Origin of the sequence: Clostridium sp. AF12-41, assembly GCF_003461685.1 — a bacterium.
Lineage (GTDB): Bacteria > Bacillota > Clostridia > Lachnospirales > Lachnospiraceae > Otoolea > Otoolea fessa.
The window spans coordinates 186598-201413 of the sequence record NZ_QTXO01000002.1 but is presented as its reverse complement, the minus strand read 5'-3'; the positions used below and the strand labels follow the sequence as shown (position 1 = coordinate 201413).

The following is a 14816-nucleotide window of genomic DNA, read 5'->3' as shown; positions in this document are numbered from 1 at the left end:
TTTGAGAAGAAAACGATTTTGAAAAGGATCGTTTGATAGATGTGAGGGAAAATAGATGGATTATTTACTTTGTATCCCGGCGCGGGAGACAAATACGAGAGAAAATTGTGAGAAAATACATAATGTTCTGGCGCGCATGTCTGATACCTACAAACTGCGGATTGTACCGGAACCGGTTAAGAATAAGCAGTTTCCATGTCCGCCGTATTACAAGAAATACCGGATCTACAAGCCGGTAAAGGAACGCGATACGAACGGAGAGGCATATCTGGAAAAAGAAGAGGAAGAGATGCTCTTGAGTTCCTGCAAGACGGAGGAAGAGCAGGAACTGATGAAAAGCTGTATCTATGCGTACCAGTATTCGGCGGCGATCGTACTTAAAAGCTTCCGGGAGAAGGAAAAGAAAAATAAGATGCAGGTTCGATCTCTTTCGGAGCGGACACAGGCACCAAGAGGCGTAAGTGGTCCGAATAGGGGAACACGTCTGGAAACACCGGAAAAAGCCGAAAAGCCGGAACAGGAGCGCAGCGCACAAGAACGTCCGTCTGGCAGTGACAGACCGGAACGATCGGAGAGAAGCTATCGGAACCGTACAGCGGATCGTGCTGCTGAGGGGAATACCGAGCGTACGCAGGGCAGAGAAAGAGCTTGCTCAGAGAGAGAGAGGGCAGCGCGTGTTTCGGGAGCCGAGAGAGCAGCGGACAGACGTAGCGGAAACCGCGCGGTGCCGGAAAATGAGAAACGGGAAGACCGCCCGGCTTCTGGAAGACGGGAGCGGTTTGAGCGCCGTCCACCGCGCAGAGGAGAACGACCAGAAGTGGAGAAAAATGAGGTCGTGAAAGACCCAGTGCAGGGCGAACTTCCGTTCCGCGCTTACATGGAGACAGGCAGCCTCCCGGCGTTCCGGGATACGGCAGCAACGGTGCCTGTACAGCCGATACAGCGGAAGAAAGAAGGTTATATGCCGATGGAGCGCAAACCGGCCGCGCAGACGCAGGAGCCGGAACCACAGGTGTAAGGTATGTGACCGAAACAGAACGATAAAATTAAATCATAGAATTTATAGAATGGCATCGAAACAATAAGAGTTCCGATGCCATTTGAGCATCAAACAGGACTATGCTTTCCATTTCTTTATTCCAACCATTCAGTTCTAATCCCCCCTATTTTCCGCATATGAATAAATGCAGTCTGTGAAAAGTACAGAACAGGGACAGAAAAAGGGGGAAATGCGCATGTATGAGAACCGGACGGTGGAAGAGGTGTGCAGGGAGTTTTCGGTCGATTTGCGGACAGGCTTATCGGCAGCGGAAGTGGAGGTGCGGCAGCGCCATTATGGGGAAAATGAGCTGCGGGAAGCACCACCGCGGAGTCTGATTGTGCGCATCGGGGCACAGCTTTGCGACTCCCTGATTTTTGTGTTGTTTGCGGCAGCCGGGATCTCCCTGCTTTTGGGCGAGTACGGCGATGCGGGGGTAATTCTGGCGGTTGTCGTATTAAATGCCACGGTGGGCGTGATTCAGGAGGGGAAGGCGGAGAAAGCGCTCGAATCCTTAAAAAGGATGACGCAGCTGGAGGCGGTTGTGATCCGGGAAGGAAAAGAGCGGGAGCTTGCCGCGCGGGAGCTGGTGCCGGGGGATCTGGTTGTGCTCGATGCCGGGCGGCAGGTTCCAGCCGACCTGCGTCTTACCGAGACGGCTGAAATGCGGGCAGAAGAATCAGCGCTGACCGGCGAATCGCGGGCGGTTGAGAAAAACAGCCATTTTTTAGCCGCCGGTGCGCTTCCGGTGGCAGAGCGTAAAAATGAGACATTTATGACTTCTTACGTGACGGCAGGGAGGGGAAAGGGAATTGTCATCGCCACCGGCATGAATACGGAGGTAGGGCGGATTGCCTCTCTGATCCGCGAGGCGCCGGAGGAGGAGACACCGTTGCAAAAAAGGCTGTCGGATCTGGGAAAACTATTGAGTATTCTTACGATCGGGCTGTGCGTTTTATTATTTGCCCTCGCCGTCTGGCAGAAGCGCGACGTGATGGAAATGCTGCTTACCGCGATTTCCCTGGCGGTAGCTGCCGTGCCGGAGGGGCTTCCGACGACGGTGACGATTGTGCTGGCGCTGGGAGTGACGAAAATGGCGCGGGCTGGCACGATCGTGCGCCGTCTTCCGTCCGTGGAAACACTGGGGGCAGTCAGCGTGGTCTGCTCAGATAAAACGGGGACGCTGACGAAAAATGAGATGACGGTGACGACATGTTATGTAAATCGACAGGAGTATACGGAACAGGAATTGGCGCGCTCTAAGGAAGGAGAAGTGGGAAAACGGCTTCTGGAGGTATTTGCGCTGTGCAGCGATGCCGGGGAGACGGTGGGGGATGCCACCGAGCGGGCGCTGTACGGATTTTGTGAAAACTGTGGTGTTTCTCCGGAGCATCTGCGTCGGAGATATCCGCGGAAAGGGGAGATTCCCTTTGATTCGGATCGGAAGAGAATGACGACGGTGCATGAGCAGGGAGAAAACTGGATTTCTTGTGTAAAAGGGGCACCGGATGTGATTCTTAAAAGGTGTCGTTATGAGATGGAAGAGGACAAAATTGTGCCGCTGACCAGGGAGAGGCGGACAGAGATTGAGGCGGAGATCACGCGTATGTCCGCGCGTGCCCTGCGAGTACTCGCGGGGGCGTATAGGGAGCTTCAAACAGGAAAAATGCCGGAGGGAAAGCGGGAGAAACAGGTGGGACAGCTGGAGCAGAACCTGATATTTCTGGGTCTGGCAGGCATGATGGATCCGCCGAGGGAGGCAGCAGCCGGGGCAGTTGAGGCATTTCGCAGGGCATCTGTGCGGACGGTCATGATCACTGGAGATCATGCAGACACGGCGCTTGCGATCGCCAGGCAGCTGGGGATTGCCAAACGGCGGGAAGAATGCATGACGGGGGCGCAGCTGGAAACGCTGGATGAGGGAGCTCTGGAGGAACGAATCGGTTCTGTATCAGTCTTTGCACGGGTGTCGCCGGAACATAAAGTCCGGATTGTGCGGGCTTTAAAACGCGCCGGGTGCGTGACGGCGATGACCGGGGACGGCGTAAATGATGCGCCGGCGCTTAAATCAGCCGATATCGGGATCGCGATGGGAAAAGGCGGCACCGATGTGGCGCGGCAGGCGGCGGATATGATTTTGACGGATGATAATTTTGCGACGATCGAGAGGGCAATTGAGGAAGGGCGCGGCATCTATGAAAATATACGAAAATCTATACTGTTTCTGCTTTCCTCCAATCTGGGGGAGATTTTAACCATGTTTGCCGCCGTTGCTATCGGAATACCGGCGCCGCTGGGAGCCGGGCACATACTTTGGATCAATCTGATTACGGATTCGCTTCCGGCGCTGGCACTCGGCATGGATGGAAACGACCGGGAGAACTTGATGCGTCAGCCGCCGCGCCGGACGGGCGAGTCGCTGTTTGCCGGAGGCGGGTGGTTCTGCATGGTATTTTACGGGTCTCTGATTGCAGCAGTCACGCTGGGGGCATTTTTCAGCAGACAGGAGCTTTTGCGAGCACAGACGTATGCATTTACCGTTCTGGGGCTGTCGGAGCTCTTTCATGCGGTCGGCATGCGCTCGCTCACGGGCTCGGCATTTTCACGCAGTCTTGGAAAAAATCCGCTGATGCTTGCGGCATTCCTTGTGGGGATTCTGATGCAGGTTGCGGTGACGGAGATTCCTTTTTTGATGAAACTCCTTCACACGGTGCGGCTGCACCCGGCAGAGTGGCTGGCGCTTCTCCTGTTATCCGCCACGCCGCTGTTAGTGCATGAACTTCTAGCATTTTTTTTTCGGAAACGGCGTTGATACAGCGAAAATGCAGTTTACAGACAAGTGTTTTTGAAGCTGAATGCATTGGCAAAATCCCGTTACTGTTTCCGGGTAGGCACTTTTGGAACCGAAAGTGCCGTAAGAAAACGTGGTGGCAGCAGGAATTTGCCGTATTTAAATGCGAAGCCACGGCAAATTCCGTTACTGGGCACGTATGCGCGAACAGTAACACGCGGCAGGAGATTGAGCAGATTTCGAAAACAGGCTTGTTCTTTTGGACAAAAAAACTTATAATAAAAGGGAGTCCAAGCTGATTTTGTCAGAAAAGTATAAAAAGTTGCTGTCCGCAGACAGGCATTTTTGAAGTCTAAGGTGCCGCATGAAAATAGAATGGAAGCAACCATAGATACATAGGAAGATGAGGGAAGAGATGAGGGAGAAACAGACGAGAGAGGACGCCTCCGGCGTTCGAAAGAAGCCGGCAGCTTCATCCGCACGATCTTCGGGCAGGCGGGGCACCGCAAAGAAAAGCGGGAAAATTGATGTCGGCAAGCAAAAGAAAGCGGGCAAAAATAACAGCCGGAGCGGTGGGCAGATCGTGTTCCATGCGATGGCAAGGATCTTTGGAACCATGTTCAAGACGCTTCTGGTGTGTCTGGTACTGCTGGTGATTGGCGGTGCCGGATTTGGCGCATATAAGCTGATTCCGCTCTATGAGGACTATAAAAGCCAGATAGAGGGAGTGGTGGAAAACAGTACGCTGGATACGTTCCGTTTGCAGGAGGCAAGTTATATTTATGATTCCAACGGTAATGTGCTGGCGAAGCTGACGGGAGACGAGGATTCCAGTTATTTGACGTATGACCAGATACCGCAGAATGCAGTCAACGCATTTGTGGCGATCGAGGATCGGACGTTCTGGGAAAATCCAGGCATTGATATAAAAGGTATTTTCCGTGTCGCAATCAATTACTTTTTGACTGAGGGAGCAGAAAAGCACGGCGCGAGTACGATCACCCAGCAGTTAGCGAGAAACCGTTTTCTGACCCGCGAGGTGTCGATGGAGCGGAAGATCAAGGAGATGCTGATTTCCTTAGATCTGACGAAGAAATACACCAAAGAGCAGATTATGGAGTTCTATATCAATGATATCAGCTTCGCGAACACGTACTACGGGCTTCAGGCGGCTGCAAGAGGTTATTTTGGCAAGGATGCGGATGAACTGTCCTTGAGCCAGACGGCATATTTGTGTGCGATTCCGAACTCGCCGACGTATTACAACCCGTACCGTCATCCGGAAAATGCGCTGACACGCCGCGATAAGATTCTGGAAGATATGCTGAGTATGGGATTTATTACGGAGAAAGCGTGCAAAGAGGCAAAGGCGGAGGAGATCACGGTCAACCGCCAGAGAGTGCCGCTGCACAACTATGAGACGACGTATGCGATCGACTGTGCGATTCGCTATCTGATGCGCCGTGACGGCTTTGAATTCCAGTATGGATTCCGCAGCGACGAGGCTTACAAAGAGTACAATGCCAATTACAACGAGGTGTACAACCAGGAGCGCGATGCGCTCTACACGGGCGGCTATAACCTTTATACCTCGTTGGATCCGGACAAGCAGACGATCCTGCAGGATGCATTAGATGGAGTTCTGTCCTTTGATGGCAATACATCCGAAAACGGCGTTTACAAGCTGCAAGGCGCGTCCACCGTTATTGACAACAAGACGAACCGCGTCGTGGCGATTGTGGGTGGACGCAGTCAGGAGACGGATACCTACACATTAAACCGTGCGTTCCAGAGCCCGAGACAGCCGGGAAGTTCTATCAAACCGTTGATTGTGTATACACCGGCACTGGAAAATGGTTACACATCGGAAACAAGGATTCCGAATATCGATATTGACGCGGCGAAGCAGAAGGGCGTGGATGTGAAGTCCCTTTCCGGCGAGAGGCTGGAGCTTCGAAATGCGGTCGAGCGAAGTAAAAATGGTGTGGCATGGTATATCTATGATGATATCACACCGGATGTCGGCATGGCATATTTAACCCAGATGCGCTTCGCGAGCGTGCAGGCGGCGGACTATTATCCGGCGACCTCCCTGGGCGGCTTTACCACTGGTATGACGACCGAGGAGATGGCGGGCGCTTATGCGGCGCTGTCAGACCGGGGACAGTACCGCGAACCGACCTGTATTATCAAGATGATCAATAACCAGGGCGAAGATATTTTTGAAGATTATGAATCGGTTCAGGTTTACCAGGAGAGCAGCGCCGTGCTGATGACCGATATTTTAAAGGGAGTTGTCACAAAAGGTACGGCGGCATCGATGGGGTGGAGCGGCAATATAGAGGCGGCCGGAAAGACCGGTACGACCAACGGCAGCCGTGACGGCTGGTTCTGCGGCATGACGCCATATTATACGATGACGGTCTGGGTTGGCTACGACCAGCAGAAGACACTTTCCAGCCTGTACGGCGGCACGTATCCGGCGAAGATCTGGAAAAATGCGATGGAAAAGATGGTAGAGGGGCTTCCGGCGGCGTCCTTTGATACCCCGGAGACGGACAATGGACGCGGAGAAGGAACCTATCTGGCAGGTCATCCGGATGCATTTGAAATCACAACCAGCGGATATACCGCGGCGAATTTCAGAAGGGATCATTTGCTCTCGGATGAGGCGGCGAAGCTTCTGGAGTCTGCAAAGAGCGGCGATTCCGGCCGCAGCAGCAAGGAGTTAAAAGAAGACGCCAGCGCCAAGATCGAGCAGATCAAGAGCGAATCCATCAAAGAGCGGATGCAGCGGATCCACAAGACGGGTACGGCAGGAAAACGGTATTCAGCCCCGGCGGTGGTGCCGGAAACACCTGCCGAGACAGTTGAAGATCCGGCAGAATCTAGCACGACGATCGTGCCGGCAGGACCGGGCAGCGACATCGGACCAGGACACGGTCCGGCGCAGGAACCGGCAGTGGGTCCGGCGGCGGAGATTGGGCAGTAAAGAATTGAAAATGAGAAGAGTCATTTGATGCAGAGACATTAAATGGCTCTTCTTTGTTTTGTAGAAAAGAATTGTTCTATGAAATCTGTTCAAGATTTATGTGGAATCAATGGCGGAAGAATATTTGAATGAGAATAAAATTGACCGATTGTTTATGCAATAAGGGAAATATGGGGGAAAATGGATTGGAAATGTACAATACAATGAAATAAAACATGATAAAAGATCAATACGATTTAAAGTTCGTCAAATAAAATCAGAAAACGACTTGAAAATAAAAAAATAAAGTGCTAATATATCAGTAAGATATCTGAGATATATTAAAGAAAACAAAGTGCATGTACTAATAAAAGATTAAAAAAGAAAGGAAGGAAAAAGAGTATGGGCGACAAAATCAGATTTGGTATTATCGGCGGCGGTATGGCAGGTCCGTTAAATGCAGGAGCACTTCGGGATATCCCGGAAGCAGAGGTTGTTGCATTCTGTGACGTGAAAGAGGATGTGGCAAAGGAATTCAGCAAAGAGTACAATATTCCGTCTTATTACACGGATTATAAAGAGATGCTGAAACGAGATGATATCGATGCTGTCTGTGTAGTAACACCTCCATTCCTGCATGAGCAGATGGTTGTGGACTGTGCGAAGGCTGGCAAACACGTAATGTGTGAGAAACCAATTTCTGTCGATTGTAATGCAGCTGACAGGATGATTGCAGCATGTAAAGAAGCGGGCGTTAAATTTGGTGTTATCTTTATGTACCGTTTCATGGATCAGGCTCAGCTGATCAAGAAAGCGCTGGATGAAGGCAAGCTTGGTAAACTTCTTTCGGTTGATTGTTCTGGAAAATGCTTCCGAAGCGATGAATACTATGCTTCCGGTGCATGGAGAGGTACATGGAAAGGTGAGGGCGGCGGTTCCCTGATTAGCCAGACCGTTCATTTTATTGACTTAATGCTTTATTTAGTCGGCGATGTAGAGAGACTGACTGGTAATTATATGACAACCCTGCATCCGGATATTGAAGTAGATGACGTAGCCAACGCAATATTCAAATTTAAGAATGGGGCGTTGGGAAGCCTGGTAAGTAGTAGTGCAGTCCGTCCGGGTTATCCGCGTCACATCGAAATCCATGGTGAAAAAGGTACGATCAAGATTGTGGAAGAAGAGATCGTAGAATGGAAAGTAGAAGGCATGAACGAGGATGATTACCTGACCAAGGTAAAAGTTGACTCTGGTGATACAGCAACGGGTGCTGGCTATGTGGCAACCGAAAATCACAGAAGACAGCTTACTGATTTCATCCATGCGATCAAAGAAGATCGTGAGCCGATGGTAGACGGCGTAGAGGGAAGAAGAACACTTGAATTTATCCGTGCGATTTATCAGTCGAGCGACCTTGGTAAAGAAGTGCATTTCCCGATCCAGGAAGATGAAAAATACGGAAAGAAGACAGCTTGGTAATAAGGAGGTATAGATTATGGAAAAGAAGATGTATACAGAGACGTTGGAAAAGGTTCGCAATGATTATGCGGTTCGCAATATTGATAAATTAGAGGCAGCGATCAAAGCCGGTGATATGGAAAAAGCGCTGGAGCTGCACAAATTAAATGTAGAGAAAAAGACAGGATTTCACCATTTCGCAGTCCGCTGGGTAAATCAGACATTACGCAATTTCAAGAAATGGGCACCGGATGAGGCGATCTTTGAATGTATGGAAGACTATGCATTATGGTGCTATCCGCCATGTCTGCAGGACTGGATGGAGAAATATAAAGCGGGTCAGGCTACATATAAAGATTTCCCAATGGAAGATTTCCTGGAGAACCGTGCAGTATTATGGTCTGCTCTTCATGATAACGGCGATCAGATTTGGGAAGAGGATGAGGAGAAGATTACCTTTACACTTCCGCGTTGTAACAGCGGCGGCTGGCTGGTAACCGAATGTCAAGACAAGGTACAGACTTTAGATAAACCGGATCCAAGAGCTTATAATAAGGAAGGATTCCAGTGCTACTGCCTGAACTGTACAACCATGTGGGAGTTTGGTTGGTACAAATGGTTTGGATGGCCATTATTCATTATGGATGTGCCGACTATCGGCAGTGACGGTAAGTGCGTGATGGTTATGTACAAAGATCCGAAAGATATCCCGGATTCTTACTATGAGAAACGCGGCTTAGAGAGAAAGATCTAATAAAAAACCGGCGGCAGTTTCACCGGCTGCCGCCTTTGTAAAAACTATCCAGGAAAGGGGGATACATTATGAAAGAAAAGGGGAACCCACTTCTCCAGATAATTCGAAATGTAAATGATGCGGTAGTAGTTGTTCTTTTCCTTGCGATGACAATTACAGTTATTATTCAGGTTTTTTTTCGTTTTGTAATACAGAGTCCTCTTAGATGGACCGAAGAATTAGCGAGATATCTGATGATATGGCTGGTATTGATGGCATCGGCGATTGCGATGAGAAATCGTTCTCACCTTCAGGTAGATGTTCTGACATCTGCACTTCCGCAAAAGCCGAAACGCATTTTGACCGCGATTGTAGATCTTTTAACGATTGTTTTCTTATGTATTATGACATATTTCGGGTTCAAAGTAGTACAGTCTACGACGGCTCAGACGTCTCCGGCGATGCAGATTCCGATGGCTTTGATTTACGCGGCATTCCCAACCGGTGGAGTTTTGATGATTATGGAACAGCTCCTTACCTTTATCGAACGCTTAAAAAACAAGAATGCACCGGAAGAACCGAGAGAATTTATAGATTAGTAAAGGAGGCTGCGATATGTTAGGATTTTTATTTATCTGTATTTTGTGTCTGTTTCTAATCGGAGCCCCTATTTTTGTTGCACTCGGAATGGGAACGACACTTTCGATTATGCTTGAGGGAAATTTCCCATTGGTTCTGGTACCGCAGAGAATGTTTGCGGGTCTTGACAGCTGGCCGATCATGGCGATTCCGATGTTCATGCTGGCAGGAAATCTGATGGATCAGGGCGGTATGTCCAAACGGATTGTAGATTTTGCAAGTGCGTCGATCGGCTTTGTAAAAGGAAGTCTGGCGATGGTAGCCGTACTGGCATCCATGATTTTCGCGGCAATTTCCGGTTCAGCAACGGCTGGAACAGCAGCAATCGGTTCGATCATGACGCCTGCATTTAAAGAAAAAGGCTATAACATGAGTTTCGTAACGGTTCTGCTCTCAGCAGCAGGAAGTATCGGACCGATTATTCCGCCAAGTATCTTAATGGTTCTGATTGGATATTCCACAGGTGCATCTGTTGGTCAGTTATTCCTCGGAGGCGCTATTCCTGGAGTTATGATTGGTGTGGCACTGATGGTCTACTCCTATATTCACGCTTCCAGGGGCGGAGATGCATATATCCAGACAACCAAGTTTGATCCGAAAGAAGTACGGAGAACGATGTTTTCTGCACTTCCTGGTTTAGGACTTCCGATTATCATTATCGGTGGTATCATCAGCGGTATCTTTTCTGCAACTGAAGCAGCGGCTGTGGCGGTTGTCTATGGCTTCCTGGTAGGTATGTTTATTTACAAAGAAATTACATTGAAAGATTTACCTGGTATTTTTGTTAAGTCCGCGCAGACAGCGGCTGGCATCATGATTATCACAGGCTGCGCTTATATCTTTGCATGGTTTATCACAGCAAAACAGCTGCCGCAGCTCTTAATCCAGGTTATGAATACATTCATCACAAGTAAGACTGCATTCCTTATTTTCTTAAATATTGCGCTGTTCTTAGTTGGAATGTTTATGGAAAGTTTCTCTGCAATTATCGTTTTAATGCCGATCTTATTCCCGGTAGCAACCGCTTATGGAATCGACCCGATTCACTTTGGTGTTATTGTCTGCATCAACCTGGCGATTGGATACGTAACACCGCCTTATGGAGCAACTTTATTCGTTGCCTGTGGATTGACCGGCAAGAGTGTAAGAGAGGTATTCCCGTTTGTAATTCCTACGATTCTTGCAATGTTAGTTGTACTGATTATTGTTACATATCTCCCGCAGACCTATTTATGGCTGCCGCAGTTAATGGGATAAGAAGATGAAATGAAAGGAGGATTTATTGATATGAAGAAAAATGTGAAACGGTTTGTAAGCATGACGATGGCGATGCTGGTGGCAGCTGGCTCTCTGGCAGGATGTGGAGGAGGCGGCAGCGCTTCCACAGGAGAGTCCGCAAAGGCAGCGGCTAATACAGGCGGTTCATCCGGTGGTGCGGTGACCGTAAAGGTTTCCTTATCACAGGCAGCAACCGAACCTCCGGTAAAAGCAGCGGAATATTTTAAAGAGATTGTGGAAGAGCGATCCAATGGCGAAATTAAAGTAGAAATATATCCGGATAACCAGCTTGGCAATGAGCGAGATGTCATTGAGGGTATGCAGCTTGGCACCGTAGAGATGGCGATGACGTCGGTAGCGCCGTTCTCCAGCTTTGTTCCATCTGTTAATATATTCTGCCTTCCGTTCCTCTGGAGAGATAAGGAACATATGTATTCCGTTCTGGACTCTGACGAGATTGGAATGTCCTATAGCGGTGACTGTGAGGAGAAAGGCTTCCATCTGATGGGCTTCCTGGATTTGGGAACCAGACATATCATGACAACGCAGAAGACGATCAACAGTATCGAGGATTTAAAGAATCTCAAGATCCGGACCATGGAAAATCAGGTACAGCTGGATTCCTTTACCGCATTCGGCGCAAGCCCGCTGCCGATGGCATACGGCGAATTATACACAGCGCTGCAGCAGAACATTATTGACGGTGCAGAAGCGGCCAATACAAACTATTATTCCAAGAAGTTTTATGAGGCAGCGCCGCACTGGGCAATGGTTGGATGGACCAACGACTTAGGTATCTGCGTAGTTGCTAAGAATTTCTATGATTCTCTTTCGGACGAGCACAAACAGATTATCGATGAGTGCACCAAAGAAATGATCGATAAAGAGAGAGAACTTTATACAGCATCTGAGGATGAGTGCTTGGAACTGTTAAAGGGAGAGGGCATCGAAATCACAGAGCCGGATCGCGAACCATTTATCGAGGCAGCCCAGAGCGTATATGATCAGTGGGGCGATAAAGTAGGCGGAAGAGATAAAATTGACGCAATCGTTAATTTTGGAAAATAAAATGTGTTCAGTGACAGAGAAAGGCAAAGGTGTATATGGGATTTGATTATCAAAGTTTTTTGAATGACAAGATTTTTGAAGAATTAAACAAGATAAAAGCCTTTTCTCCGGAGGTTATTGAGCAGGAAGCGGCGGCGCGAAAAAAACCGGGATTTCCGCATGATAAGCTGGTATTTGCGGCAGCGGATCACAATGCCAGAATGATCAATGAGTACAAAGGAAATCCGATTGGTTTAAGTAATAGGCGGGAGTATTTATCCCGCCTGGTGCGGATGCTGCAGAGTGATCAGATTGATGGAATCGAGGCGACACCGGATATTATTGAAGATTTATTTATCCTCAATAAGTTGCAGCGGGAACGTGGAGAAAAGGCGTTTCTGGATGGGAAGATGCTGGTTGGCACTGTGAACCGGGGCGGTCTGAAAAATACGGTATGGGAGATGGACGATATGCCGTCCTGTTATACAGTCGATCGCCTAGTGAAACTTCGGATGGACGGTGTAAAGTTTATGATCCGTCTGAATCCGATGGATGAGCGAAGCAAATATACGGTTCGGTACTGTGCAGAAGCTGTCAATGCAGCAGAGTCAGCTGGTCTTCCAATTTTTATCGAGGCGCTGTATGTAGAAACGACGGAAACGGGGTTTACGATGAAGACGGATTCAGAGAGTCTGTGTAAGGTAGTCGGCGTGGTAGGCGCTCTTGGCTGCCGTGCATCCGGCAAATGGATTGAAGTTCCGCTGAATCATGAATATGCAGTTCCGACGGCGGCGACCACCTGTCCGGTGCTGGTAGTTCCAGACGAGGTAAAGAGTGAGCCGATTGAGGTTGTAGAAGAGTACACGAAAGAGATCGGAATCAGCAGCAATATCCGCGGAATCTTGCTGGGACGAAATGTTATGTACAATGAATCGGATCCGCTTCCAATCGCGGAAGCGATCGCGGATATCTGGCATAAGGGCGGCAACGCGGAAGAAAATTACAAGCGATGCGTCGAAAAATTATAAAAAAAATAGGGCATATCAGGTTACTGGGCATGTATGCGTGAACAGTAACTATATCAGAAACGGGGTATATACAAAAGTCTAATTGAATTTGATCCTTATTTGCGCTATTATAAAAATAAGCATTCCTGTAGACTAAAAGAAGTTGGATGCAAATCACAGATTTGTTCTACAAGAAAGATGAGGGAAACAATGCGAGTTAGTGATGTGGCATACGAGAAGATTAAGATGATGATTATTACAGCCAGACTTCGCCCCGGACAGACATTAGTAGAGGCTGAATTGATGGAAGAGCTGGGGATGGGACGAACTCCCATCCGTGAGGCACTGAATCGACTGGCATGGGAAAACTTTGTGAAAATTGTCCCGAGACAATGTATTATGGTAAATGAGATTTCCTTATATGAAGTGGAATCGATTTATCAGATGAGATTTGCTCTGTCTCCACTTGAATCAGAGCTTGCTGCTATGAATCGGACGGAAGAAGATTTAAAGCGGCTGAAAGACAGCCTGGAAGTCCTGAGAGAGGAGACAGATGCGGAAGAAAGAGTTCTTTTGGATCGAGCATTTCATAGAATTATTTCTTCTATGACTAGGAATCCGTTTCTTGAGCGGGAGATGAATAATTACCAGGATTTGAGTATTCGTCTTCTGTTTTTAAACCGGATTAATTTATCTTCGATTGATGATATGGATATTGGACATCATGAGGAAATTTATCGTTGTCTTCAGGAGAGAGATGTAGATAAATTGATATCGGTTCAGAAAGCGCATGTTCAGGCATTTAAAGAAAAATTTATCCGCTGAGAGCGGGAACTTCCCTTCGCTGAAAGGCGAAGGGAAATATAAGCCACATAAGATATATTTGAAGTATATTACTAACTCGGACTTTAAGTTGAAAGGAGACCAGCTATGAAAAAAATTGCTTTTATTGGAAGTGGAACTATGGGTACAGCTCTTGCAACGGCAGCCTGCAAGGGAATTGATCCATCGGAAGTTGTGATTACAGATGTGGTTACAGAAAAAGGACAGAAATTAGCGGACGAGCTGGGATGCAACTTTGTTGAGACCAATGGAGAAGCGATCAAGGCAGCTCATTATGTTGTGTTCTGTGTAAAACCGCAGTTTTTAAAGAGTGTTCTGGAAGAGGTGAAACCGGTCTTTGCGGCATGTGCAGAAGAAGGGCAGGAAAAAATTATCGTTTCGATTGTAGCGGGTGTTGAGGTTTCAACCTATATGAAAGAATTAGAGTTAGAAGGAAAGAATGTTCCGGTTATCCGTATTCTCCCGAATACAGCCTGCTTGATTGGAAAAGGTTTTATCCTGATCGAACAGGGCGACAGCTACACGAAGGAACAGGAGGACGAATTCCGGTATATTCTACGTGAAGCCGGTGGATTTGACAGCCTTCCGGCCTCCCAGTTTGTGGCAGGCACGGTATTAACATCTACATCCCCGGCGTTTATCGCAATGTTTGCTAATTCTCTGGCAGACGGCGGCGTTTACAATGGTCTTTTACGTTATCAGGCGAGAAGATATGCACTGGAAGGAATCCTTGGAACCGTGCAGCTGTTTTTACAGAGCGAAAAGCATCTTGAGAATTTAAAAGATGATGTGTGTTCTCCGGCTGGTCCGGCGATGATCGGTGTGAAGACACTGGAAGACCGTGGGTTCCGCAGCAGCGTGATCAATGCGGTTGTCGATGCTTATAAACGATTTGATGAAATTGGAAAATTAAAATAATCGTTGCATCATCCTGAAAAAGCCCCCCTTTATATTTTTATACCACCTTAGCAGCCGGTCGGTTTCCCTGATGAAGAGAAGCCGGCCGG

11 protein-coding genes are annotated in these 14816 nt (G+C 48.3%); all 11 read left to right on the top strand.

Features of this window, described 5'->3' with window-relative positions; translation table 11 throughout:
* Window positions 1-55: 55 nt before the first annotated feature.
* The 11 genes from DWV73_RS12965 (at window position 56) to proC (ending at window position 14727) form a co-directional block, all read left to right on the top strand.
* Window positions 56-1018 (top strand): hypothetical protein, encoded by a 963-nt coding sequence (locus DWV73_RS12965; RefSeq protein WP_242995739.1) that lies wholly within the window; start codon window positions 56-58, stop codon window positions 1016-1018.
* Between the two features lie 217 nt (window positions 1019-1235).
* Window positions 1236-3851, top strand: a complete 2616-nt coding sequence (locus DWV73_RS04465; protein WP_117795955.1) for a cation-translocating P-type ATPase — start codon at window positions 1236-1238, stop codon at window positions 3849-3851.
* 394 nt (window positions 3852-4245) lie between these two features.
* Complete coding sequence (locus DWV73_RS04460; RefSeq protein WP_242995738.1) at window positions 4246-6822, top strand: transglycosylase domain-containing protein; 2577 nt, start codon at window positions 4246-4248, stop codon at window positions 6820-6822.
* 381 nt (window positions 6823-7203) lie between these two features.
* Window positions 7204-8283: a Gfo/Idh/MocA family oxidoreductase gene (locus DWV73_RS04455; RefSeq protein WP_107001112.1), complete on the top strand. Its 1080-nt coding sequence runs from the start codon at window positions 7204-7206 to the stop codon at window positions 8281-8283.
* A gap of 16 nt (window positions 8284-8299) precedes the next feature.
* Window positions 8300-9016: a hypothetical protein gene (locus tag DWV73_RS04450; protein WP_107001111.1), complete on the top strand. Its 717-nt coding sequence runs from the start codon at window positions 8300-8302 to the stop codon at window positions 9014-9016.
* A gap of 68 nt (window positions 9017-9084) precedes the next feature.
* Complete coding sequence (locus DWV73_RS04445) at window positions 9085-9594, top strand: TRAP transporter small permease (protein WP_107001110.1); 510 nt, start codon at window positions 9085-9087, stop codon at window positions 9592-9594.
* Window positions 9595-9610: 16 nt separating this feature from the next.
* Complete coding sequence (locus DWV73_RS04440) at window positions 9611-10891, top strand: TRAP transporter large permease (RefSeq protein ID WP_107001109.1); 1281 nt, start codon at window positions 9611-9613, stop codon at window positions 10889-10891.
* 30 nt (window positions 10892-10921) lie between these two features.
* Window positions 10922-11980, top strand: coding sequence for a TRAP transporter substrate-binding protein (locus DWV73_RS04435; protein WP_181357224.1), 1059 nt, complete (start codon window positions 10922-10924; stop codon window positions 11978-11980).
* A gap of 35 nt (window positions 11981-12015) precedes the next feature.
* Window positions 12016-12987, top strand: a complete 972-nt coding sequence (locus DWV73_RS04430; protein ID WP_107001107.1) for a hypothetical protein — start codon at window positions 12016-12018, stop codon at window positions 12985-12987.
* Between the two features lie 189 nt (window positions 12988-13176).
* Window positions 13177-13791, top strand: a complete 615-nt coding sequence (locus DWV73_RS04425) for a GntR family transcriptional regulator (protein ID WP_181357223.1) — start codon at window positions 13177-13179, stop codon at window positions 13789-13791.
* A gap of 105 nt (window positions 13792-13896) precedes the next feature.
* A complete protein-coding gene (proC, locus tag DWV73_RS04420; RefSeq protein WP_107001105.1) occupies window positions 13897-14727 on the top strand; it encodes a pyrroline-5-carboxylate reductase in 831 nt (276 codons plus the stop codon).
* Window positions 14728-14816 lie beyond the last annotated feature (89 nt).